The 24,353-nt window shown below is 46.8% G+C and carries 22 protein-coding genes and 4 tRNA genes; 23 read left to right on the top strand and 3 right to left on the bottom strand.

What is annotated here, in order from left to right; all coding sequences use genetic code 11:
- The first annotated feature begins 5 nt into the window (after positions 1 to 5).
- From lon to ACHZCY_RS01115, 5 genes are all read left to right on the top strand, one after another.
- Positions 6 to 2,423: an endopeptidase La gene (lon, locus tag ACHZCY_RS01095; protein ID WP_205222996.1), complete on the top strand. Its 2,418-nt coding sequence runs from the start codon at positions 6 to 8 to the stop codon at positions 2,421 to 2,423.
- A 111-nt stretch (positions 2,424 to 2,534) separates the two neighbouring features.
- A tRNA-Val gene (locus ACHZCY_RS01100) sits at positions 2,535 to 2,610 on the top strand.
- Positions 2,611 to 2,616: 6 nt separating this feature from the next.
- Positions 2,617 to 2,694 (top strand) — tRNA-Asp (locus ACHZCY_RS01105).
- Between the two features lie 369 nt (positions 2,695 to 3,063).
- A tRNA-Val gene (locus ACHZCY_RS01110) sits at positions 3,064 to 3,139 on the top strand.
- 6 nt (positions 3,140 to 3,145) lie between these two features.
- Positions 3,146 to 3,223, top strand: a tRNA-Asp gene (locus tag ACHZCY_RS01115).
- 152 nt (positions 3,224 to 3,375) lie between these two features.
- Here the strand turns inward: ACHZCY_RS01115 and ACHZCY_RS01120 are convergent.
- A complete protein-coding gene (locus ACHZCY_RS01120; RefSeq protein WP_319547541.1) occupies positions 3,376 to 4,014 on the bottom strand; it encodes a hypothetical protein in 639 nt (212 codons plus the stop codon).
- A gap of 1,085 nt (positions 4,015 to 5,099) precedes the next feature.
- Here ACHZCY_RS01120 and ACHZCY_RS01125 point away from each other — a divergent pair.
- From ACHZCY_RS01125 to amrB, 15 genes are all read left to right on the top strand, one after another.
- Positions 5,100 to 6,224, top strand: a complete 1,125-nt coding sequence (locus tag ACHZCY_RS01125; RefSeq protein ID WP_319547542.1) for a hydrogenase small subunit — start codon at positions 5,100 to 5,102, stop codon at positions 6,222 to 6,224.
- The gene (hybA, locus tag ACHZCY_RS01130) at positions 6,211 to 7,206 is read left to right on the top strand and encodes a hydrogenase 2 operon protein HybA (protein ID WP_319547543.1); all 996 of its coding nucleotides are present in this window, start codon (positions 6,211 to 6,213) and stop codon (positions 7,204 to 7,206) included. The genes ACHZCY_RS01125 and hybA overlap by 14 nt, the downstream gene beginning before the upstream one ends.
- The gene (gene hybB / locus ACHZCY_RS01135) at positions 7,199 to 8,347 is read left to right on the top strand and encodes a Ni/Fe-hydrogenase cytochrome b subunit (protein WP_319547544.1); all 1,149 of its coding nucleotides are present in this window, start codon (positions 7,199 to 7,201) and stop codon (positions 8,345 to 8,347) included. The genes hybA and hybB overlap by 8 nt, the downstream gene beginning before the upstream one ends.
- Positions 8,348 to 8,361: 14 nt before the next feature.
- Entirely contained in the window at positions 8,362 to 10,065 is a 1,704-nt protein-coding gene (locus ACHZCY_RS01140; RefSeq protein ID WP_205223001.1) for a nickel-dependent hydrogenase large subunit, read from the top strand.
- A gap of 115 nt (positions 10,066 to 10,180) precedes the next feature.
- The gene (locus tag ACHZCY_RS01145) at positions 10,181 to 10,681 is read left to right on the top strand and encodes a HyaD/HybD family hydrogenase maturation endopeptidase (protein WP_319547545.1); all 501 of its coding nucleotides are present in this window, start codon (positions 10,181 to 10,183) and stop codon (positions 10,679 to 10,681) included.
- A 180-nt stretch (positions 10,682 to 10,861) separates the two neighbouring features.
- On the top strand, positions 10,862 to 11,221 hold the full coding sequence (locus ACHZCY_RS01150) for a hypothetical protein (protein WP_319547546.1): 360 nt from the start codon (positions 10,862 to 10,864) through the stop codon (positions 11,219 to 11,221).
- A gap of 561 nt (positions 11,222 to 11,782) precedes the next feature.
- On the top strand, positions 11,783 to 12,838 hold the full coding sequence (dctP, locus tag ACHZCY_RS01155) for a TRAP transporter substrate-binding protein DctP (protein WP_319547547.1): 1,056 nt from the start codon (positions 11,783 to 11,785) through the stop codon (positions 12,836 to 12,838).
- A gap of 81 nt (positions 12,839 to 12,919) precedes the next feature.
- On the top strand, positions 12,920 to 13,438 hold the full coding sequence (locus ACHZCY_RS01160; RefSeq protein WP_205223005.1) for a TRAP transporter small permease subunit: 519 nt from the start codon (positions 12,920 to 12,922) through the stop codon (positions 13,436 to 13,438).
- The gene (locus tag ACHZCY_RS01165) at positions 13,435 to 14,754 is read left to right on the top strand and encodes a TRAP transporter large permease (RefSeq protein WP_319547548.1); all 1,320 of its coding nucleotides are present in this window, start codon (positions 13,435 to 13,437) and stop codon (positions 14,752 to 14,754) included. The genes ACHZCY_RS01160 and ACHZCY_RS01165 overlap by 4 nt, the downstream gene beginning before the upstream one ends.
- Before the next feature lie 12 nt (positions 14,755 to 14,766).
- The gene (locus ACHZCY_RS01170) at positions 14,767 to 15,507 is read left to right on the top strand and encodes a (Fe-S)-binding protein (protein ID WP_205223007.1); all 741 of its coding nucleotides are present in this window, start codon (positions 14,767 to 14,769) and stop codon (positions 15,505 to 15,507) included.
- Complete coding sequence (locus tag ACHZCY_RS01175; protein ID WP_319547549.1) at positions 15,500 to 16,939, top strand: LutB/LldF family L-lactate oxidation iron-sulfur protein; 1,440 nt, start codon at positions 15,500 to 15,502, stop codon at positions 16,937 to 16,939. The genes ACHZCY_RS01170 and ACHZCY_RS01175 overlap by 8 nt, the downstream gene beginning before the upstream one ends.
- Positions 16,939 to 17,721, top strand: coding sequence for a LutC/YkgG family protein (locus ACHZCY_RS01180; RefSeq protein WP_319547550.1), 783 nt, complete (start codon positions 16,939 to 16,941; stop codon positions 17,719 to 17,721). The genes ACHZCY_RS01175 and ACHZCY_RS01180 overlap by 1 nt, the downstream gene beginning before the upstream one ends.
- Positions 17,722 to 17,783: 62 nt before the next feature.
- Positions 17,784 to 19,007 (top strand): AmpG family muropeptide MFS transporter, encoded by a 1,224-nt coding sequence (locus ACHZCY_RS01185; RefSeq protein ID WP_394713347.1) that lies wholly within the window; start codon positions 17,784 to 17,786, stop codon positions 19,005 to 19,007.
- A gap of 630 nt (positions 19,008 to 19,637) precedes the next feature.
- On the top strand, positions 19,638 to 21,098 hold the full coding sequence (gene cysS / locus ACHZCY_RS01190) for a cysteine--tRNA ligase (protein WP_319547551.1): 1,461 nt from the start codon (positions 19,638 to 19,640) through the stop codon (positions 21,096 to 21,098).
- Between the two features lie 53 nt (positions 21,099 to 21,151).
- Positions 21,152 to 21,958, top strand: coding sequence for an AmmeMemoRadiSam system protein B (gene amrB / locus ACHZCY_RS01195; RefSeq protein ID WP_319547552.1), 807 nt, complete (start codon positions 21,152 to 21,154; stop codon positions 21,956 to 21,958).
- 204 nt (positions 21,959 to 22,162) lie between these two features.
- Here amrB and ACHZCY_RS01200 read toward each other — a convergent pair whose 3' ends face one another.
- Both ACHZCY_RS01200 and vapB read right to left on the bottom strand, forming a co-directional pair.
- On the bottom strand, positions 22,163 to 22,522 hold the full coding sequence (locus ACHZCY_RS01200) for a PIN domain-containing protein (protein WP_319547553.1): 360 nt from the start codon (positions 22,520 to 22,522) through the stop codon (positions 22,163 to 22,165).
- 54 nt (positions 22,523 to 22,576) lie between these two features.
- On the bottom strand, positions 22,577 to 22,807 hold the full coding sequence (gene vapB, locus ACHZCY_RS01205) for a type II toxin-antitoxin system antitoxin VapB (protein ID WP_319547554.1): 231 nt from the start codon (positions 22,805 to 22,807) through the stop codon (positions 22,577 to 22,579).
- Positions 22,808 to 23,318: 511 nt separating this feature from the next.
- On the opposite strand from vapB, the gene ACHZCY_RS01210 reads away from it, so the two are divergent.
- The 3 genes from ACHZCY_RS01210 (at position 23,319) to ACHZCY_RS01220 (ending at position 24,340) form a co-directional block, all read left to right on the top strand.
- Entirely contained in the window at positions 23,319 to 23,588 is a 270-nt protein-coding gene (locus ACHZCY_RS01210) for a CopG family ribbon-helix-helix protein (protein ID WP_319547555.1), read from the top strand.
- Positions 23,588 to 23,863, top strand: a complete 276-nt coding sequence (locus tag ACHZCY_RS01215) for a type II toxin-antitoxin system RelE/ParE family toxin (protein ID WP_394713348.1) — start codon at positions 23,588 to 23,590, stop codon at positions 23,861 to 23,863. Before ACHZCY_RS01210 ends, ACHZCY_RS01215 begins: the two co-directional genes overlap by 1 nt.
- 207 nt (positions 23,864 to 24,070) lie before the next feature.
- Positions 24,071 to 24,340, top strand: a complete 270-nt coding sequence (locus ACHZCY_RS01220) for a DUF6922 domain-containing protein (protein WP_394713349.1) — start codon at positions 24,071 to 24,073, stop codon at positions 24,338 to 24,340.
- The last annotated feature ends 13 nt before the right edge of the window (positions 24,341 to 24,353 follow it).

Genomic DNA, 24,353 nt, shown 5'->3' on the forward strand with positions numbered 1-24,353 from the left:
GTTTTATGGATCAATTTACCACTGAAAGACTTCCTCTCATGCCCTTGAGAGATATTGTGCTGTTTCCGGGCATGGTTGCTCCGCTTGTTGTTGGCAGAAAAAAGTCCATTCTGGCATTGGAGACTGCCATGGAAGACAACAGTCTGGTCTTCTTGGTCACTCAAAAGGACGCTCTTGTTGATGAGCCCGAGCAACGTCATTTGTATACAATCGGTACCATAGCATCGGTGATGCAATTGTTGCGTTTGCCTGACGGTACAATTAAGGCATTGGTCGAAGGGAAGAGTAGGGCCCGTATTGTTGATTCCAAACTTGAGGGGAGTGGAGAAGACGTTTACTATTCTACGGCCTTGGAGATGATTGAAGATGTCGATGCGCAGAGCCAAGAGGTTTATGCATACGTACGCGAATTGAAAAAAACCTTTGGCCTGTTTGCCCAGGATAATAAAAAGCTTCCCAGGGAGGTCTATAATACTGTTACCGCTATTGAAGACCCCTCCAGGTTGGTTGACTTGGTCATTTCCCATATCCAGCTGAAAACCGAAGAAAAACAAAATGTTTTACAGGAAGCCTCTGTACCGCAAAGGATTTCAATGGTTCTTGAAATCCTTAACAGGGAGATGGAGCTCTCTGCCTTGGAAAAGGATATTCATACCAAGGTAAAGAAAAAGATGAGCGCTACACAGCGCAACTATTATCTTTCTGAAAAAATGCGCGTTATTCAAGATGAGGTCGGCCAGGGTGAGGGCGGCGACGATCTGACTGAACTTGAAGCGACGGTAGACAGGAAGAAATTACCTAAAATTGCCAAAGACAAGGTTGCCAAAGAATTAAAAAAACTTCGTCAGATGCCCCCTATGTCTGCCGAAACTACAGTGGTGCGCAACTATATCGATACTATCCTTGATTTGCCGTGGAGAAAGAAGTCGCGGTCGAAAATAGATATCGATAAAGCGGAAGTTGTCCTTGATGAGGACCACTACGGTCTTGAAAAACCAAAAGAACGTATTTTGGAATACCTTGCTGTGCAAACGCAGGTTAAAAAACTTAGAGGCCCGATTCTTTGCCTGGTCGGTCCTCCCGGCGTTGGAAAGACATCTGTATGCAAATCCATTGCCCGTGCAATGGGGCGCCGGTTTATCAGGCTTTCCCTCGGCGGTGTAAGGGATGAGGCTGAAATTCGCGGTCATCGTCGTACCTATATTGGGGCAATGCCGGGGAAGATCATTCAGTCGATGCAAAAGGCAGGGGTGGTTAATCCTGTTTTCTGTTTGGATGAGGTGGACAAGATGAGCGTGGATTTTCGGGGCGACCCTTCTTCCGCGCTGCTTGAAGTGCTTGATCCGGAACAGAATTACGCCTTTAACGACCACTATCTTGATCTTGATTATGACCTTTCCGGTGTTTTTTTCATAACCACTGCCAATAATTTGCACGGTATTCCCCTGCCATTGCAGGATAGAATGGAAATCATTCAGCTCAACGGGTACACAGAAGAAGAAAAATTGCATATTGCCAATGATTTTCTACTCCCTAAACAGCTTGAAGCCAATGGCTTTGCCGAGCAGCAGATTATTATTGATCAGCCGGGCATATTAGAAATTATCCGTCGATATACTCGTGAAGCAGGCGTTCGTAATCTGGAGCGTACCATTGCCGGTATTTGCAGGAAGGTAGCCAGGGAAGGATTAAAGAACAAGGAGACTGGCAAAAAATACCAGATAGGGATAGATGGTGTTGCCCATTATCTCGGGGTTCCAAAATATCGATATGGCCTTGCTGAAAAGTTTGACGAGATCGGCCTTACTACCGGTATGGCGTGGACGGAAGTTGGGGGAGAATTACTGCAGATCGAAGCGACTATTATGCCGGGATCGGGCAAGATGATCATCACCGGGAAACTTGGTGATGTGATGCAGGAGTCTGCCCAGGCAGCTCTCTCCTTTGTGAGATCGCGCTCAATGCGTCTTGGGCTTGAACCCGATTTTTATAATAAGATCGATGTCCATGTCCATGTCCCCGAAGGAGCTATACCAAAGGACGGACCCTCTGCAGGTATAACCATGGCCACTAGTATTGTCTCGGCAATACTTAAATTGCCGGTAGATAGAAATATTGCCATGACCGGTGAAATTACGCTGAGAGGCAGGGTGTTGCCTATTGGTGGATTGACCGAGAAACTGCTTGCTGCAAAAAGAGGCAATATCACCAGGGTTATTATTCCAAAAGCCAATGAGCCTAACCTGGAAGATGTTCCTCAGCAGATACGCGATAGCCTGGAGGTTGAACTGGTCGATAACGTGAATGATGTCTTGCAAAAAGCGTTGATTTCCAGAGAGGGCGAGTCATTGTTTAAAGATGTGTCGCTCGATTCCATCTATAGTGACTTTACTCTCTCCTCACACAATACGCCTGCGCAATAAAAGGGCAGGGGAATTAGAACGCGTAACGTTTAATTCAAGAATACTTAACTTAAAGAGTTTTTTTTCTTGACTGGCAGGACGTATCCTGCTAAATACCTTCTTCATCGCTGGGGGCGAATAGCTCAGCTGGGAGAGCATCGGCCTTACAAGCCGGGGGTCACAGGTTCGAGCCCTGTTTCGCCCACCACAGCAAGGGATCGTAGTTCAGTTTGGTTAGAACGCCGGCCTGTCACGCCGGAGGTCGCGAGTTCGAGTCTCGTCGATCCCGCCATAAGAAAATATAAGGGGTTAGCCTGATTAGGCTAACCCCTTTTTTTTTTGTATTGCAGGAAGTGCTCTCGCAAGAAGCCCACCTTGCCCCTCAATGGATAGTAAGTTGTTACGCCGGCCAATGTTAATGGTACCCTTTCAACTTTGTAGAGAAGTATTCTATCGGTCACAAGGGCATGTGTAGAGATGGTTGAGTGATGTCTCGGAAGCTGGGAGGTGGCAGAGGTTTTTTTTATGATGCGGATGGAGATAAGGGTTGCTTTTTTGTGACATCGTCCGTCTAAGCTGTATTGTGTTTAAAATGTTATTTTAATAGATAAAGTGCTTGACTGACAGGGCGTATCCTGCTAAATACCTTCTTCATCGCTGGGGGCGAATAGCTCAGCTGGGAGAGCATCGGCCTTACAAGCCGGGGGTCACAGGTTCGAGCCCTGTTTCGCCCACCACAGCAAGGGATCGTAGTTCAGTTTGGTTAGAACGCCGGCCTGTCACGCCGGAGGTCGCGAGTTCGAGTCTCGTCGATCCCGCCATAAAAAATTCAGGGTAGTTGGCAATCAGCCAACTACCCTTTTTTTATGAGGTAATGCATTTCCGCATTACTTTCTTTTGTCTCTTTCGTGAAACCTCTTTTTCAAGCCTCCGGCTCTATGTAAGAGGAGGTGTTGGCCCTGATAAATTCGAGCTATATAACTGCAGTTCTTCTAAGTTCCTGGGTCAGGAGATCGAAATCAACATCAACGAATGGTCTGTGTTCAAGGATTTCAAGACAAAATTTCCTCGCGACCACATACCGACTAGTCAGAGCTTCTATTTTTTTTGCAATATTTGGGGAAAGTCCCGACATTCTCCAAAAGTCTTTGCCGGTTCCGATCATGATGATAAACATCAGGATTATAACAGACCAGATCAGCCTGGAGTCGGGACCCGTAGCAGAGTGTATGTACCAGTAGGATAACAGCATACCCGCGGTAAATCCGCAGACCACTCCGACCCAACGAACACAATCAAGATGTCTTTTTAGATCGTATTTAGGGTTATCAGACTGCACAACGTCGAGATACTTTGGGATCTGTTCCAGCTTGATGAAAAAATGAACTATAGTCAGGACGTAGCCAAAGGTTACCCAATTTCTAACAAACTTCATGGTTTCTTCTGAGTAGCCGGCCAGTAAAAAAAAAGCATCTCCCGTTTCCCAGGCTTGGATGAGAATGGTTATGAATGATCCGTAAACAATTGCCTGGCAACAGCTTGTGAGGTAGGAGTTTCTGCAGACCTTGGTCAGTGATTTGAGCTGGGATTGACGTGAAAAGAGCCTTTTCATGATAATTCCCTATGGTTAAAAGTGCAAACAGCGGATGTTAAGCGCAGGAACGGATAGTCGCATTGGATTTCCCTGCTTCTTATATTTAAAAATTAATCATTATTATTTATTTTTCCGGTATTGTTTTAAAAATCACTAACCAGGCAGTAAGAAAATATCTCCGTTATATGGTTTGCGTTGAATTCTTTTCTGATGTATCCCTCTTTATCATCTGATTTTATTCGTTTTATTTTGATAGATACTCGACTGCAAACATGTAGCGGATGTGGAAAGTAAGCAGTAAATTCCGTGTATGCGTGTATCTAGCCGATACATTATCCCCTCGTCGAGCTTTGCCTCTTCAATTCTTTTTGGATATCTCTCGCTGGTAGCCTGTTTGTAACCTCCTTCCTGTCTCTGTCTTTGTAAATATCTGAATAAGTGCAGTTCTGTTGGTATCTCTTTTTAATGGCCCCTTGCTGCTCACCTTCATGTAAACCTCTGTTTGTCTTTCAAACTTGGCAAGAGCTTCTTGTGCAGTGTTTCAAGACCCATATAATTATTTGTAGCGTTTTGCCATCATTAATGCTGATACAAACAGAAGAAAATGTGCAAAGTGTGCGTTATGTGTTAAGTGGTTTTGCCTAAGTGTAGGGGTTCGTTTGCTGCAGCAATGTATGCTGCGTGCAGGCCGGATTCCTGGGAAGGATCTCTTGACGTCTTGATGTTATTGCTTCTTTTAACCATTTAGTCAGCTGAAATGTTTATTAAAAATGTATTACTTGTAGGGTTTTTGGTTGTCGCCCTTGCAGGGTGCCGATCCGATAAGGGATGCCGGGAAATTCTAGTAAACAAATGCAGCAGCTGTCATGGTCTTTCAACCAGTTGTGCAAAAGTGGGCGAAGGTTATGGCCGGTGGTTGGGTATTATAGATGCAATGAACACATTACATGCAGACGTATCTGAGAAGGAGCGTAAGGTGCTTGCAAAATGTCTTAGTGAACCTTCAGCGGTTACTGATGATATTTGCAGGTGAAAATACGTACAAATGCTATAGGCGCTGTCGCAGCAGGGTTGCGTGCGGGCCGGTAATCAAGAGAGAGAGTATGAAGGAACAGAATTTTAGGCAAATTCAGGAAAAATTAAATGGAGTCACGCGCAGGGATTTTATGAAATTTTGCTCTGCAGTCGCTGCGGGCATGGCTTTACCCGAAGCTGTAGTGCCGAAGATAGCACATGCTATTAGCAGCCCTCAGCGACCGCCGGTCATATGGCTCCATGGCTCTGAGTGTACCGGCTGCAGTATGTCTCTACTCCGGTCAGAGCACCCCTCAATAGAAAAACTGATTTTTGACCTCATTTCGCTCGACTTTCACGAAACCCTCTCCGCCGGAGCAGGGCATCAGGCTGAGGGCGCTTTGCATCAGGCTGTGGAGGAAAACTACGGTAAGTTTATCCTGGTTGTTGAGGGGGCGATTCCACTCAAAGACGGGGGGATTTACTGCCAGGTTGGTGGCAAAAATTTTGTTGATAGTGTGAAAGAAATTGGAGCCCAGGCCGGAGCCGTTATTGCCGTTGGTTCGTGTGCTTCGTGGGGCGGTGTTGCTGCGATGGAGCCGAATCCTACCGAGTGTGTAGGGGTTCAGTCTGTCCTGACCGATAAAACAGTGGTTAGTATTCCTGGTTGCCCACCTAATCCGTACAACCTTCTTTCAACCGTGATCCATTACCTCACTTTTAATAAGCTGCCTGCCCTTGATAAGAAAAATCGACCAAAATTTGCGTATGGGCGTTTAATTCATGAACATTGTGAACGGAGACCGCATTTTGACAACGGGCGCTTTGCCCGTCAATTCGGTGACGAAGGCCATCGTCAGGGATATTGTTTGTATTATCTTGGCTGCAAGGGGCCGGTAACCTATGCGAACTGTTCGACCAGTCAATTCGGTGATGCCGGATCCGGCTGCTGGCCGGTGGCAATAGGTCATCCCTGTTTCGGCTGCGCAGAACAAGGGGTTGGCTTTCATATGCCTCAGTTTTCTACCAGCCCTGTCCTTCACGCAACTCCAGCTGCAGAGCATGCCCCCATCACGGTTGAACGTGGACAGGGCGTATCCGCTGGTTCGGCAGCTCTTATGGCCGGTTTAGGCGGTGCTGCAATCGGCGCCGGAGCAGTTTTTACCGCGAAGCTTGGAACCAAGGGGTCTGCAGATGAAGATGAAAAGGCGTGATTTTCTTAAAGGAGCAGCCGGTAGTCTGGCCCTGTTAACTCTGGATGGTCAAGTTGTTGATGCCAGAACTGTAGAAGCACTTCCGCCAAATGCTTTGGGTATTCTTTATGATTCGACCTTGTGTGTGGGCTGTAACGCCTGCATGTCGGCTTGTAAAGACGCTAATTCAATGCAAGCTGAACTTGGCCAGGGTAATACCATCTGGGATAAGCCTCAGGATCTATCTTCGAAAACGCTCAATATTATCAAGAAATTTTCCAGTGGTAAGGGGGTTAACAAAGATGTTGTCGAAGACGGGTATGCATTTATTAAGCGCCAGTGCCTGCATTGTGTGGACCCATCCTGTGTGACGGCCTGCCCTGTAAGCGCCCTTACAAAGGATAAAGAAAGTGGGATTGTGAGTTACAATAAGGATGCCTGTATAGGTTGCAGGTATTGCCAGGTGGCCTGCCCGTACAATATTCCTAAATTTGAGTGGGATGATCCGTATCCGGAAATCGTCAAATGCCAGCTTTGTTCTCATCTTATTGCCAAGGGCGGTATTTCCGCCTGTTGTTCGGTATGCCCAACTGGGGCTTCATTGTTTGGTCCTGTGGAAAAGCTGATTGAAGAGACCCGGCGTCGGCTGCAAATGAAACCCGGCAAGCAATATGATTTTCCCGTTTCCTCCATTGATTCAGGAAAGAGCCATGTCTTTAAGGCACCCAAATATGTACGTCACGTGTATGGCAGGGAGGAACTTGGCGGCACCCAGGTAATGTATATGTCCGCAGTGCCTTTTGAGAAGTTCGGCCTGCCGACCTTTCCCAAGGAATCTTTTGTTTCCATGGCTAGTGGTATTCAGTACGCCATCTATAAGGGAATGGTGTATCCCCTGGTAGTTCTTGCCGGACTTGTTTTCATGGTGAAGAAAAATAAAAATGCAGAGGAACAGGAAAAAATAGAAAAAAAAGATACCGTCAAAGGAGATACTCATGAGTGAAGAAGCAAAACCCCTGGGCGGTAGAATATTTACCCCAACTTTTCTCGTCTGCCTGATTATTGTCGGCATCGCAGGTTATTTTGCGGTTAAACGGTTTGTTTTTGGGATAGGGTCTATCTCAAATATGAATGATGGGTTTCCGTGGGGTATATGGATAGCCTATGACGTTGTTGTCGGTACCGCCTTTGCCTGCGGCGGCTACGTGATGGCTCTGCTTGTCTATATTTTAAATAAAGGTCAATTTCATCCTCTGGTAAGACCTGCGCTCCTGGCATCCATGTTTGGTTATACTCTTGCCGGTGTTTCCGTTTTTCTCGATATCGGCAGGTACCTGAATGTCTATAACCTTTACCTGCCTTGGCAGATGAATTTTCATTCGGTCATGTTTGAGGTGGCCATGTGCATCGGGACCTATATCTTTGTCCTGTGGTTGGAGTTTACGCCGGCTTTTGTTGAAAAATGGAAGTTAAAAAATTTCGGCAAAAGACTCAATCGAGTGATTTTTGCCTTGATTGCCCTCGGAGTGCTGCTGCCGACCATGCACCAGTCTTCGCTGGGAACAATGATGCTCATGGCAGGGTATAAACTTTCTCCCCTGTGGCATACAAGCACACTGCCGTTACTTTTTTTGCTTACTGCCTTGTTCATGGGGTTTGCCATGGTGGTGTTTGAAGCGACCATTTCTTCCCGGGTCTATGCTCTTGGCGATGAGACCAATATGCTTTCCAAGGTCGCGCGGATAATGTCCTGGGTTTTAGGGTTTTATCTTATCATCCGTTTTCAGAATATTTTTATGCGCGGCGAGATGGCCAATGCCTTCTCAGGCACTTTCCTCGGCAACATGTTTCTTGTTGAAAACTTGATGCTTCTCATTGGCCTTTTCATTTTAGCCTATCCCAACTACCGCTCTAATCCGCGATTGCTTTTTGTTGCTGCAGTGGCGGTGTTGATCGGTGGTTCCTTGTTCAGATTCAACACCTATATCATTGGTTTTGATCCTGGAACGGGATGGAAATATTTTCCATCCATCGGTGAACAAATGATTACCTACGGGCTTATTGCCTTCGAAATTGCAGCGTATACACTCTTTGTAAAAGTTTTCCCTGTTTTCAGCGTTCATAAGTCGGCTGAATTGAATTAGTAAGGAGTTTTGTCATGTCTGAACAAATTGTAATAGATCCTATAACCAGAATTGAGGGGCATCTTCGCATTGAGTGTGAGGTGGAAAACGGCCAAGTACTGGATGCCCGATCCATCGGAACCATGTGGCGCGGTATTGAAACCATTTTAAAAGGTAGGGACCCTCGTGAGGCCTGGCTGATCGTGCAGCGCATCTGCGGGGTATGTACCACTGTCCATGCAATGGCTTCCGTACGTGCTGTTGAAAATGCATTGGGCCTTGAAGTCCCTGTTAATGCGCAGTACATCAGGAATATGATTGTTGGTGCCCATTGTCTTGCCGATAATATCATTCATTTCTACATCCTTTCCGCAGTTGACTGGGTAGATATTGCATCGGCAGCCACCAAAGCAGACCCCAAAACAGCGGCGGCTTTGGCCCAGAAGCTTTCTCCCTGGAAAAATAACAGCTACCAGGAGTTTAAACAGACCCAGGATAAACTAAAGAAATTTATAAGCTCGGGCCAACTGGGTCCTTTTTCAAGTGGCTATTGGGGCCATCCGGCAATGCAGCTTGATCCTGATGTTAATCTTATCGCTGCTGTGCATTATTTCCAGGCACTGGAGTATCAGCGAAAAATAAACAAGGTTGTGACGGTGCTAGGATCAAAGACACCGCATATCCAGAATCTTGCTGTGGGCGGTGTTGCCAACCCCATTAATCTGGACAGCCCGGCTACGCTGACCATGGAAAGACTGTATTACATCAAGACCCTGATGGATGAGGTGCGGGATTTTGTTCAGCAGGTGTATATGGTTGATGTTGCTGCAATCGGGGCAATGTATCCCGAGTGGTGTGCTTATGGTAAAGGTAACGGCAATTATCTTTCTGTTCCGGAAATGCCTATGGATGAGCAAGGCAAGAACTTTGCCATGCCTGGCGGCTATATAAAGGGCAGCGATATGGAGAGCTTCAGAAGAATAAGCAGCTCTCAAGACCCATTTTTTGAGGATAATGTCAAAGAAAGTGTTAAGCATTCCTACTATGCAGGTGACTGGACACGGCATCCTTATGTAGAGGAAACAGAGCCTAACTTTACAGGGAAGGAGGCGGATGGCAAGTACTCCTGGGTTAAATCACCATCATTTCAGAATGAACCGGCCGAAGTCGGTCCAGTGGCAAGTGTGCTTGCCATGCTTGCAGCACGGCATGCACCTGCTGTTAAGTATACCAACACGATGCTGGAAACAATGGCGTCCATTGGTCAGACCACATTTGATACGGATATTCTTCCATCAACCATGGGGCGCCATATCTCAAGGAGCATCAGGGCGGCAGTGGTTCAGGATGCCATGGCCGAGCAGTGGGAGGCACTGATTTCCAATATTGATTCCGGCGACAATACAACCTTCAATGAGCCTCATTTCCCAGAAGGTGAGCAGCGCGGTGTCGGCATTCATGAGGCCCCAAGGGGTACCCTCTCTCATTGGATCGTGATTGAAAACGGCAAAATCAGGAATTACCAGGCAGTTGTTCCGTCTACCTGGCTTGCTTGCCCAAGGGGAACCAATGATGAACCCGGATACTATGAGCGTTGCCTGGTCGGCAACCCGGTTGCTGATCCGGAAAAGCCGCTTGAAATCCTGCGGACCATTCACTCTTTTGACCCATGTATGGCTTGTGCCGTGCATATGTTAAACCCTGAAGGGGGGAAATTGTCTACCATCAAGGTGATGTAGGATTTTTCGCACGTCTGACAACCAGCGAGACTTATTGTAACTCGGCTGCCCCATCACTTGATTTCCTGTTACATTGGTTAAGTGGTGGGGTTGTCCTCTTTTTAAGGTTTAAAATATGACCTGTTTGCACAATAAAACCATTGGCATACTCGGCATCGGTAATTTGCTGCTGGGTGATGAAGGTTTCGGGGTTCACTGTGTGCAGCACATTGAACAGCGCTATGAGATACCTGAAAATATACGTGTTTTCGATGGCGGTACAGCCGGCATATTGCTCGCGCCGTTTATAGAGCAGTGTGATCGACTTTATGTTTTGGATGTGATTGATCTGGAAGACGATCCAGGTTCTGTTCATCTTTTTACAGAGGAAGATGTCAGGGCAGGGGATGTGCAGACGAGAATGTCACCCCACCAAATAGGAATGCTGGAGATTCTTGATATCTGTAAAATCAGAGGAAAGGTACCGGAGCAGGTGCAGTTTATAACCGTTGTCCCGCAGACCCTGGAACCTGGAATGGACCTTTCCCCGCTGATTGCAGAGCGCGTTACCGATGTTATCGACATTCTTTTGCAATCGTTGGCAACGTTATCTGTATCGCTGACTGAGAAAAAATAACACCGTACTTCTCGCCCTTGCTTTGGTTTCCCGTTGCGCGGCGAGTTGAAAGAGTGCTACATCACCAGATTTGCTGTTTAACAAGCCCTAATTGTCGTAACTGTTTACCGGCAGCTGTTTTTTTCCGCGATCCGTCCAGTGTTCAGGGTGGATAAGCGTAGCGCATCCACGCTGAATCCGATGCCTGGCATTGGAGATGCGCTACGCTTATCCACCCTGAACAGCTGTGGCTTATCTAAACAATTACGTTTTTTCTTTTTGTGGATTGACCCCCTGTTTGGCTTGATTAATCACCCTGCCGCACCTGGGGCAATCGATCACCAGCTTTGCATTGGAAAAGCCGGCGCCATATTCAGCCTTCATTGTTGCCTTGGCGCCGCAGAGATCACAGGCGGCGGGCATGATTCCTTTTCGGATTTTGTTGCAGAGGAATGCAACGACAGTGCTGAGCGTCGCAAAACCGACAAGGGAGAATTTTTCTCCTCCATTAAGATAAATGATGGCAAGAAGGAAAACAATGACAGCCGTTACAATGCGTAGCTTATTAAAAGAGCGGAAATTTAAATACATTTTATATGGATATGTAAAGGGGATCTAGAGCCAAAAAAAATAACTTTCATTTCTGGGCTATTTACCCTGCTTTTGGCATTTATTGAACTGAAATTACACGTAGCTATATCGCAAGCGATAGGTTTCCAGCAGCATGCGTCCTGCCTGGTGCTTACCTGTAGCCCCTCCGGCTGATACTGAATTGTTATTCAGTCCCATCGCATAAAATCATTGACAATTTGCAGCTCCGGCGTTTATTTAACTCCCTATTTTAGATACTAACCCGGATTTCTCATGAGTTTTTTTATTTCCGAATTAACCTACTGATATTGATAAAAAATACGGCAGCACTAAATAAACAGACTGTTTTTTTCGTCGATAATCAAAAACTCACCCTCCGGGTCAGCGGATTTTTCCGCAGACTCTTTGTTGCAGGCCATTTGCTGTAGCTTACTACAGCTGCATGTCCTGCGCCTCGATCTGCGAAAAACTTCACTGATGAGAAATCCGGGCTAAAGGTATTGGATTATCATCAATCTCAAGGGGGTTTGGATGCAACTCAAAAAAGTAATTTTGACTGTGGCGGCTTTGTTTTTTGTCTCGACTGTCACGACCACCAGCGTGCTGGGAGCTGATAAATTTGTCTGGAAAATGGCTACATCATGGCCGGATGGGACAATTCTTCAGGAATCAGCTACTTCTTTTGCCGATCAAGTAACGAAAATGAGTAATGGTCGGCTGACCATTAAAACCTACCCTGCCGGAGTGCTTATGGGTGCGTTGGAGGTAACCGATTCGGTGCGGATGGGCGTTATCGATGCTGCCCACTCCTCGCCAAGTTACTCGGTCGGCCAGTTGCCTGCCGCTCCTTTGTTTGGCTATATTCCTTTTGGCATGGAAGCGATTCCGTATCTTACCTGGCTGTACGAAGGGGAAGGGAGTCAGTTACTTGATGAATTGTATGCGAAATTTGATCTTGGTTATGTTGCTCCCTGTGGTATTATCCCCAGTGAGAATCTTGCCTGGTCCAATAAACCCATTACCAAGATGGAAGACTTCAAAGGGTTGAAGTTTCGTACTTCCGGGTACTGGGGTGAAATCTTAAGCGAAGCAGGCGCCTCTGTGATGATGCTTCCAGCCGGTGAGGTATACGAAGCACTGCAACGGAAAGTGTTGGATGCCGGAGAGTTCAGCATTCCCAACATTGATAAGGACCTTGCCTTTTACGAAATTGCAGATTACCTGCTGGTTCCGGGCATTCACCAGACAAGTACCATTCTTGACCTCAAGATTAACAAGCGTTCCTGGAATAAACTTCCCGAAGATCTTAAAGAGATCGTTCGTGTTGCTGCAAAGGCTACAACCATAGAACTACTAACCAAATGCATCGTAAGAGATGTGCCTGCCCTCGACTTTTTCAAGGAAAAGGGTGTGAAAATTGAGTACCTCGATCCGGAAATCCAGAGAGCTTTGGCTGTGAAGGCCGCCGCATTGATGGAGAAAAAGAGCGCAAATGATCCTTTCTTTAAAAAGGTGTACGAATCCCAGAAAAAATTCCGCACTGGATATGATCAGTACAAAGCACTTATGACTCCCTCTTTTAAATAATAAAAATATATTCATTCATTAAAGGAGCCGCCGGGCATACCCGGCGGCTCCTTTATTTGTTGGAGCACAGGTTTTTCCGAGATGAAAATAATACGTAGTATTGTGAAGGCGATTGATGCCATCAGCGAAACTTCGGCTAAAATTATCATCTGGTTGGTTATGCTGCTGACCGTTGTTATTGGGTATGAAATTTTTTCCCGTTATGTCCTGAATCAGCCGACAAAGTGGTCTTTTGATCTCAGCTATATGATTGGCGGTACTTTTTTTCTGCTGGGCGAGGCATGGACGCTTAAGAAGAAACACCATGTACGGATAGATATCTTGTACAATCGGTTCTCACCGAAAACAAAGGCGCTGGTCGATGCCGTGCTGTATCTTGTTTTTTTCTTTCCGTTGTGGGGTGGTCTCTTTTATGCCTTGCTTCCGTATGTGGCATTTTCCTGGGAAATCGGAGAAAGATCGATGCAGGGGTATTGGCAGCCCATTATATATCCCTTTAAAACGGTGATGCCCATTGGTGTTGGTTTACTTGTATTGCAAGGTTTTGCAGAGTTTTTGCGCAACATTGTTTTTGTCTGCAATGGCGGTGAGATACGATGAGTCCTGAGATATCTGTTGCACTGATGTTTGCAACGCTGTTTACCGGAATTTTTCTCGGTTTTCCCACGGCATTTGTGTTGGGTGGAGTGGCCTTTCTTTTTGGGGCCAATTTTATGGGAGCCGATATTTACGGCCTTTTTATTGCTCGATTATTCGGGTTGATGAAAAACTACACCCTGCTCGCAGTGCCCCTGTTTTTGTTTATGGGGGTATTTATGGAAAAATCCGGGATGGCTGAGCGTCTTTTTAATGCGATGCACATCTTGTGGGGTCGTTTCAGGGGTGGACTTGGCATCTCTACCATAGCCATTTCCGCTATTTTTGCTGCTGCAACTGGTGTTGTCGGAGCTTCTGAGATTACCATCGGTCTCATGGCACTGCCGGTCATGCTTGCCAAAAAATACAATAAATCCATGGCGTGTGGTGCTATTTGCGCCGGTGGTACCTTGGGCATCCTCATTCCGCCGAGTGTCATGATTATTGTCTACGGCCCCATTGCCCGGATATCCGTGGGCAAGCTCTTTCTTGGGTGCCTTGTCCCCGGCCTGTTACTGACCCTGCTCTATATGTTGTATATTGGCATTCGCTGTTACTTCAGGCCTCAAGATGGCCCACCAATGCCGGTTGAAGAACGTCAGGCAACGGTTAAGGAAAAAATATTAATTTTGACAACTTCTGTCATTCCCCCGGCCCTCATTATTTTTTCTGTACTGGGGAGTATTTTTTTCGGAATTGCTGCGGTTACCGAGGCTGCTGCTGTGGGCGCTGCTGCCAGTATGGTTCTGGCTGCTTCCTATGGTAAGCTCAATGTCGGGGTCGTAAAAGATGCCTGCCGGCAGACCCTGAGCATTACAGCCATGATCATGATGATCGCCATTGGCGCGACTTTCTTTTCCACTGTTTTTGTGGCACTTGGTGGAGACGAGGTGATCACCAGTATGTTTATGAACCTGCCCATAGGCAAATGGGGTATTCTCTTCACGATCATGCTGCTTTTGGTTTTTTGCGGTATGTTCATCGATTGGATGGGCATTTTGTTTATTATCGTGCCCTTAATAACCCCCATTGCAGCAGAGCTGGGTTTTGATCCGGTATGGTTTGCAGTGTTGGTGATGGTGAATCTACAGATTTCTTTTCTCACCCCGCCTTTTGCGTATTCCATCTTTTATTTAAAAGGCATTGCGCCGCCAAATGTCGAGACTATTGATATCTATCGCGGGGTGATGCCTTTTGTCGGGCTGCAGGTGCTTGCTATCATTCTTTTAATTATCTTTCCTTCATTAATTACATGGTTACCATCCCATCTTATATATTAAGCGAGACCTACAATGCAGAAAAAAGATAACGTCACCCTTTTTGTGCAATGTATTGTGGATACGATGTATCCCGAAGTTGCCGAGTCAATGGTTGATGTGCTTGAGGGCCTGGGCCTGCATGTTGACTGTCCCACTGAACAAACCTGCTGCGGGCAGCCTGCTTTTAATGCCGGGCACCAGCAGGTTGCACGTGCTGCGGCTGAAAAATTTATCACCATTTTTGAAGGGGCGCAAACCATTGTCTCCCCATCAGGTTCTTGCGTGAATATGGTGAGAAATCACTATCAGGATTTATTTAAGGATGACCCTGCAATGCTGGCCCGTGTCAAAGCTATCGGTGAACGGACCTTTGAATTTACCGAGTATATAGTGGATGTGCTGGGGGTTGAAGATGTCGGGGCACGATTCAACGGCAAGGTGACCTACCATGCGTCCTGCCATCTTAATCGATTTCTGCATATTGACCGGCAACCGCGAGCATTGCTTGCCAACATTAGTGATATGACACTTGTCGAAATGAAAGATGCGGATAAATGCTGCGGTTTTGGCGGCACCTTTGCGGTCAAGTTTTCAGAGATATCCGAGGCGCTGGTAGAGGACAAGGTCAACAATATTATCGCTTCAGGAGCCGATGTGGTAGCTGGTTGTGATATGGGATGTTTGATGAATATTGAAGGGATGCTGAGCAGAAAGCAGTCGCCGGTAAAGGTTATGCATATTGCAGAGCTGCTTGCAGGAAAGAGTTATGAGTGAAATAACATCAGCAGAGTATAAAAAAGTAGCAGGCCATTCCATTGCAGATCCAGTACTGCAGTCTGCACTGGAAAGTCTCCAGTCCCGGCTTGGCCCGGCAACGCAGAATCTTTATCAGAATCTTCCCGAAGGGCAGGAATTACGGAAGATAGCCCATGGGTACAGGCGTAAGGCAATCGATAATTTAGATATCCTTCTCGAAGCCCTGGCTGATAATGTACAGAAAAATGGCGGCACGGTACATTTTGCAGCAACGGATAAGGAAGCTGTGGACATCTGTTTAAACATAGCCCGCGACCACAATGTAAAAAAAGTGGTTAAAGGGAAGTCCATGGTCACCGAAGAAATCGGCCTCAATCACGCCCTTGAAGAGGCGGGTATTGACGTTGCCGAAACTGATCTTGGTGAATTCATCATCCAGCTCGCAGACGAAAAGCCGACTCACATTGTTGCTCCTGCCATCCATAAGACCAGGCAGCAGGTTGGGAAACTTTTTTCAGAAAAACTTGGTACCCCATATACGGAAGACCCTCCCTCCTTGACCTTTGACGCGCGAAAGGCCCTGCGTGAGAAATTTTTGACTGCTGATATGGGCATTACAGGCTGCAATCTAGCCTGTGCGGAAACAGGACATATTACAACGGTTTCCAATGAGGGGAACATCAGGATGTCCACGACCTTGCCCAAGGTGCATGTAGCCTTTATGGGCATGGAACGGATCGTTGCCAACCTGGAAGAGCAGCAGTCCATCCTCAGGTTGATGTCCATGGGCGCTGCAGGTCAACAGATCGGTGGCTATGTGAGTTATATAGGCGGGCCGGCAGCAGAAGATCACTGCGACGGGCCACAGGCTTTTCATCTGATTATAGTGGACAATGGCCGGTCAAAAATTCTTGCAGATGAAGAATTTCGAGAGATGCTTTGTTGCATTCGATGTGGAGCCTGTTTAAATGTCTGCCCGGTGTACGGCAAGATTGGCGGACAAGCGTATGGATCTGCCTATTCCGGACCGGTTGGTGCGGTGGTCACTCCACTTCTTTTTGGGGTGAACAATGCTGCTGATCTCTGCACCGGCGAGACGTTGTGCGGAGCCTGTCGGCAGGCATGTCCGTTGGAAATTAACCTGCCAAGGATGCTGTTGGCCTTGCGTGCGAAGCTCTCTGAAGGTGATGCCAAGTGGGAGGTGCAGCCCAAAGGAAAGTCGGAAAAACTGATGTTTGAAGCATGGCAGAAAATCATCAAGCGGCGCAAGGTGTATGACCTTTTTTTTAAAATCGGCTATGTGCTGCAGAAAATATTGCCTGCACAGGATGGTATGATCCGTCGTCTTCCTTTTCCATTTAACGGCTGGACCAATAATCGCAACCTAAAGCCTTTGGCTGCCAAGACCTTTATGCAGAGATGGAAAGAGCGAGAGGGAGGAAAACAGTAATGCCGGGGCGAACAGAGTTTATACAAACCATTGGTAAGGCACTGGGAAGAGGGGCAGGGAATGCTGCTGATGCAGATATTTTCACCACAACAGCCTCGCCGGAACAGGAAGCACTGCTTGCAAGAATCAAAACACGATTAGCAGCAGAGAGAAAACAACTGCGGGGCATCGTTGAGCAGGTAGCAGGGCCGCTACACATTGATTTTCATCCTGAGGACAACCTGGACGATATTGCAGGTGCCATTGGCAGGTTGATTCTTGAAAAAGATCCAGAGTGGGGGACAGAGAAAAGTGTTGTTCGCTGGGACCATCCTCTTTTGAGCCGGTTGCACCTGGAATCCCTTGCCGAGCTTGATGGAGTTACTCTCCATACAACCGATTGTGTGTCGGGGGGACTTGATGCTAAGGTTTCAGCAGCTGCGCAGCGCTCAGCTATAAGGGAAAATGTTGAAGCTTCTTTTATCGGCATCACCTCTGCCGATTATCTTGTTGCTGCTACTGCCACCCTGGCCATGCGAAGCAGACCAGGCCATGCCCGTTCAGCTTCTTTGGTGCCGTCCATTCATATTGTGGTGCTTGAGGAAGAGAAATTACTGGCCAACCTGGAGGAGCTGTACACGCTTTTGAAGTGGGATCCGGAAGAACAGGCTCAAGGGTTGACCAACTGTCTGTCGCTCATCTCCGGTCCAAGTAAGACTGGAGACATCGAGTTGGTCATGGTTCATGGTGCGCATGGTCCAAGGGAATTACACCTGTTTGTTGTAAAAGGAGAAGCTCCGTAAGAAGTACCCAGGAGCAATACCACCTATTTTTTTTCCAACCACTTCTTCACGCCCGGTACAACATGAATATCCCCATTTATAGACAGATTTTTTCACCGCGGATGCTGGTGTCCTTTCTCATGGGGTTTTCTTGTGGGGTGCCATTGCTGTTGACTCTTTCCGTACTCCAGGCATGGATGAAGGAAGAGGGGGTTGATCTCTCGGTAATAGGTCTTTTTTCGTTGGTAGGCTTGCCCTATACTCTTAAGTTTTTGTGGGCGCCGGTACTGGATCGTTTCACCTTGCCTTTTTTGGGCAGAAGGCGTGGCTGGTTGCTGGTATTTCAGTTGTTGCTTATGGGGGCTCTGGTCCTGCTTGGGATGACCAATCCCAGTCAAGCACCATGGTTAGTTGCCTTGGCTGCCCTTTTTGTTACTTTTTTCTCCGCGTCCCAGGATATTGTTGTCGATGCTTATCGCCGTGAAGATCTCGCTGACAACGAGTTAGGGTTGGGAAGTTCGCTGTATGTCAATGGGTATAGGGTGGGGATGCTGCTTGCGGGCAGCGGTGGTTTGATCCTTGCTGACTATTTTTCTTTCGCCCAGGTATATTTATTTATGGCTGCGAGTCTGGGGATCGGAATTATAACTACTCTCTTGTCCAGAGAACCACAGGTGGAGGAGGCAGCACCAACCAATTTTCAAGAATCGGTGGTTCAACCTTTTGTAGAATATTTCAGCAGGAATGGCGCTTTACTCATCCTGCTCTTTGTCCTGTTTTATAAAATAGGCGACCAGATGGCTTCCACCATGACCATTCCTTTTTATCTGGATATTGGCTTTACTAAAACCCAGATCGGCGCGGTGGCTAAACTGTTTGGTTTTTGGGCAACTATTATCGGCGGTTTGGTTGGTGGGTTGGTCATTTTACGAACCGGCATTATTCGAAGCCTTTGGCTGTTTGGTATACTCCAGGCTATTTCTACTGCCGGATTTTCTCTGCTTGCCCTTATCGGTCCCAGTCTCAGCGGGTTGGCAGCCGTTATAGCTTTTGAAAATCTGAGCGGTGGTATGGGCACGGCTGCGTACGTTGCCTATATGGCATCGCTGACCAATAAAAAATTTACAGCTACCCAGTATGCGCTGTTATCCAGCCTGATGGGAATCCCCCGGGTGCTCGCCTCCGCCCCCACAGGATTTATGGCCGAGTCAATAGGGTGGGTCGGATTTTTCTTTTGTTGTACAGTAGTTGCCATCCCTGGCCTGTTTCTGTTACACTGGGTGGCAAAGCTGTACCATTATAAATGAGTGCTCGTTTGTGTCGATATTTAACGTAATCGTGTAACTACTGTGTAGCTGTGCAGGTACGTAGGGTGGATAAGCGCAGCGCATCCACGCGGAATTGATGGCTTGCATTGGTGGATGCGCTGCGCTTACCCCACCCTACGAATACAGATGATACTTTTCCGCCGATGATTGCAATTTTTCCCGACAGGTCTTACACATAGATTAATATACTGTAACTGGTCAGCAAATTATAAAAATAACCACGCCTTGTTCTCGATCTGTAACTGCTCAGCGGTGCTCCAGATGCGTGCCCGCAGGTAGGATAAGTATAGTAACGCTGTGTTTTCCTGCCTGTTTGTGCGGAGAGGTAAGCGCAGACTCCGTGGGGTGCTGCTGAATAGTCACATTAAAAATTCTGATTACCCATGAAACTCAGCCATTTTTTTTGGGACTCGATAGACAGATCGGAGTCTTCGCTTACCTAAATTTCTCAGTACTGAGGTAGGGGACTGATTTTTTTTCATGGTTTTTTATGAAAATTAATCTGTCTCCCGGGTTTAAAGAGAAATAAAATCAGTCCCCTGTCTGTTTCGGTAGATAATTGGCTGAGTTTTGTACGTAATCAGATTAAAAATAGCCAACATTGCCCCTATGCCTTTACGAATCTACAACACCCTTACTCGCAAAAAAGAACTGCTGCAGCCCATAGAAGACAATCACGTGAAACTGTACGTGTGCGGCATTACCTCTTACGACTACTGTCATATTGGTCATGCTCGGTCAGCACTTGTGTTTGACATGGTGGTCCGTTATTTACGTTATCGGGGCTATAAAGTGACTTTTGTGCGCAATTTTACCGACATTGACGATAAAATTATCAAACGAGCCAATGAACAGGATATTGACTCCGCAGCCTTGGCGTTGAGGTTCATTGACGAGTTTTATACGGATATGGACGCTTTGGGCACGGTGCGCCCTGATATCGAACCAAAAGCTACCGAACATATCGGTGAGATGACAGAGCTCATCCAAACCCTGATTGATAAAGGCATGGCCTATCCATCCGGAGGCGATGTGTATTTTAGGGTGGATCGTTACGATGGATATGGACGCCTGTCCGGCCGTTCTTTAGAAGATATGCAGGCTGGTGCACGTATTGAGGTGAACGAGCAGAAAGAAAATCCCATGGATTTTGTCCTCTGGAAAGCTGCCAAACCTGGAGAACCAAAATGGACGAGCCCTTGGGGAGCCGGGAGGCCTGGCTGGCATATAGAATGTTCTGCCATGAGCAAAAAATACCTGGGTGCAACGTTTGATATCCATGGTGGTGGCAAGGATCTTATTTTTCCCCATCATGAAAACGAGATTGCCCAGAGTTGCGGCGCCTCGGGAATGGAGTTTGCGAACCTGTGGATGCATCATGGTTTTGTGACCATCAAAGATGAAAAGATGTCAAAATCCCTTGGCAACTTTTTAACCATCCGTGATGTACTGCAACAGTACAGTGCAGAAGAACTGCGACTGTTTATTTTTTCCACCCAGTATCGCAATCCTTTAGATTTTTCCGAACATGCATTACAGGACGCTCGCGCCGGATTGGAGCGGATGTACGATTGTTTAGCCAAGATCGAACAGTTACCAGCCGGGGACGAGCAGGGGCCGCAGGTTGTCGGCAAGAAGGATCGGGATAAGCTGGAATCGCTCGAAGAGCGTTTTCAGCATGCCATGGACAATGATTTTAATACCGCCCAAGCACTTGGTCTGTTGTTTGATGCGGTCAAGACCTTGAACAAGGTTTTGCGAGCTGCTGGTGGTCAAGTCGCTACAGATGATTATAATTTGCTTACCACTACTGCAGCGACCATTAAACAGCTTGGTGAGGTGGTTGGCATTCTTCAGCATGACCCTGTTGAGGTGATGCAGCAGAAGAAAGAGCAATTACTGGCAGCCATTGAGCTCACAGAAGAAGAGATTACTCATTTGATTGAAAAACGCAACCAGGCCAGGGCGAATAAGGACTGGGCCACAAGTGACGAGGTCCGTGACACGTTGCTGGCAAGTAATATTGTGCTCAAAGATGGCCCGGATGGAACAACCTGGGATGTGAAATAACTCGCTTGGTTGTATCTGAATTGCTGTAGTTTTCATCACGATAAGGAGGAAATATGATGCGCCAACCAGTTGTTGCCAATCAATTTTATCCTGGAGATCCTGCGCAACTTGAGCAAACCGTTGCCGGCCTCACCCCTGTAGTTGATGAGAACAAGAAAATAGCCGCAACGGCGGTGATTATGCCCCATGCAGGGTATGTCTATTCCGGTGCAACAGCTGGACTGACCATCAGCCGTGTCCAGGTTCCGGAAACGGTTATCATCCTTGGTCCCAATCATCATGGTCGTGGTGCAGCTGTTGCCCTGGGCACTGTTGCCTGGCAGATGCCCATGGGAACCGTGCCGATTGATCAGGAATTGGCCACCCAGCTTTTACAAATCTCGCAGATTATCACGCAAGATGAGCAGGCCCATAGCAGCGAGCATTCTTTGGAAGTCCAGGTGCCGTTTTTGCAGTTTATGCAAAACAACCTGCATATAGTTCCTCTCTGTGTATCGCATATTCCCTACGCTGAATGCGAAGAGGTGGCTAAAGACATCGCAAAGGCCGTACAAGCAGTGTCAAGACCGGTGCTGCTCGTGGCATCCACAGACATGACCCATTATAAATCAAGGGAGCAGGCCTCAGCTCAGGATCATTTGGCCATTGAAAATATGCTGGCTTTTGATCCTAAGGGATTGTACGAAACAGTCCATGCACGCCGGATATCCATGTGCGGTGTAGTCCCGACGGTGATAACGTTGCTGGCATCAAGAGAGCTGAAAAGCGAGAAAGTTGAGCTGGTGCGCTATACCGATTCAGGGGAAGCCAGCGGCGATACAAACCAGGTTGTTGGCTATGCTGGATTAATTGTCAGTTAACCTAATTTTGAGCACTTATCCTTTGGCAAGGAACGGGCTTGCCAGACTGATAGGCTGCCGTTTAAAGGCCGGTTGCATTCGCTTGGTCGTTAAAATCAGCCCCCCTTTTTTGTCCTCTGTATCTTTTAAATCTACTCTATGAGCCTGTTGATTTAAGAGTCTCTTAATGGGTGTCCCTTTTGTTCAGAAAAGGAAGAATCAAGATTACCCCATGGTGTTCTCAACCCAGTTTTCCAGGAGCAGATCATCAATTCTTTCGAATTTCTTTGTATTATTAGTCACTAAGGTCATTTTGCGAGATCTGGCAAGGCCAGCGATCAGCAAGTCATAAGGGCCAATAGGGGTGCCTTTACTTTCGAGCTTGGCTCGGATGATAGCGGCATCGGCAGCAGCGGGGCGGTCGATGTCAATGATAGTGAGCGGGAGGAAAAACCTGGCAAGGGCCTTTTGGGTACGTTTGATTTGTTGGCTTTTTTGTGTTCCATATTCAAGTTCAAAAAGCGTGATAGTTGAGAGAGCAACATCCTGCAGAGGATGTTGCCTGAATTGGTCAAGCACCTCCATTGGTCGTTTTTTTTATAAGGTATATACAGATATTGGTGTCAAGCAGGTAATGCATTAGAATGATTTCCTTTTTTGCATGGAGGGTTGGTCACGTCCTTCTTGCATAAAGTCATCGGGAAAATCGCGGAGAGATTCGAAAAATGCATCCCACGTCGTTTCTAACGGCTCGAGAATGATCTGATTGCCTTTTCTGGATATTTTTACCGTTTCACCAGGCATTCTAAATTCTTTTGGAATTCTTACGGCTTGTGAATTTCCGTTCCGAAAAAGTTTAGCAGTTTCCATAATATTACACCTCCTTAGTATATATCGTTAATACACACTTTGTGTGGTTGGTTAGCAAGGAATAAAGGTAGAAGAAAACGGGCAAGCTTAACAAACGGACATTCCTGGTACCGCAGAGACTGTCTTTTATTTCTAACACAATAAATAGTGCCATACTGAGCGGCACATTGCCGCTAACATGTTTGAAATACATGAGTCTCTTGATTTCCTAGGGTTTTCGTTCAAGGTCAAGGCATGCTGAAAAAATAACCACAGGCATATAGTTGATATTCCGAGAATTATTTTTTCAGCATAACGAAGAGATTGGGCGAAAAGACGGAAAATCAACAGGCTCATACATGGCATTTTGGTTTCCTTTCACAAAGTTGGGTTTTAATGCCCACGTATTTGAGCCAGGTGTTCTGACGTGAGGTTGGGGGATGGTTAATCTGATATCCGAAAATGCAAGTGATTTATTTGTGTTTAATCACTATGATTAAATTTAAATCAAGACTAATAGAGAGTGATGGCAATGGCGAAAACTGAAACCAAAGTATTAACTACCCATGTGCCGCTACCGCTTGCCGAAAAGGTCGATCAAATGGCTGCTCGGCTTAAACGTTCGCGTGGTTGTATAATGAAGCAAGCACTATCAGCCTGGATTAATCAAGAAGAAGAACGTAATCGGTTGACACGTGAGGCGCTTGCCGACGTAGACGCTGGTCGTGTGATAGACCACCAGGCTGTACTGGCATGGACCGATAGCCTCAGCACTGACGATCCGTTGCCTACACCGCGTTGATGGAGGTGAAGTGGACCCGTAAGGCAATATCCGATCTGGCACGACTGTATGAGTTTCCGGCACCTGTAAACCAGCCGGCTGCTGCACATGTTGTGCAAGCTTTGGCTAAGGCGACGACCACTTTGCAGACAAAATCGCGCCTTAGTGAACAATTATTTGAGTTTGAACCGCGCGAGATACGGCGAATTTTTGTGGGGACATATAAAGTGTGTTATGAGATCCAGGAATCGACTATCTATGTCCTGCGATTGTGGCATACCCGTGATCACCGGTAGAATAACTTATCGTAATCGTTAACCGGCACCCATTGTTGGCCGCGATCTGCCCAGCTTGACTGGGTGGATAAGTACAGCGCATCCGCGCGGGATGCGATGCCTCGATTTTGCGGATGCGCTATTGTTTATTCAGCCTGCCTATTTGAATCCCAAACGGCATTAACGTAACTCTTAAGTTTAATCTCATAATTTGATCAGGCATTGAACATGCTACTACAAAACGTGCCACCTGAATTTAAAGCCCTTTTTTGGGATATTCATTTTGATACCCTAGATATTGAGGAACACTCCAGGTTCATCATAACGCGGGTTGTTACCAGGGGCACTCTGGAAGACTGGTATCTACTCAAAAAACTATACAACAGAGAAAGAATGATGCAGGAGGTTGTCCAGATACGATCCTTGGATAAAAAAAAATTGTGTTTTTTGAGTAGATACTTTGGGTTAGAGAGAACAAAATTCAGATGCTGCAATTAAAGACAATAAACCA

The organism is Desulfogranum marinum, from assembly GCF_963675105.2.
In the GTDB taxonomy this organism is placed as follows: domain Bacteria; phylum Desulfobacterota; class Desulfobulbia; order Desulfobulbales; family Desulfobulbaceae; genus Desulfogranum; species Desulfogranum marinum.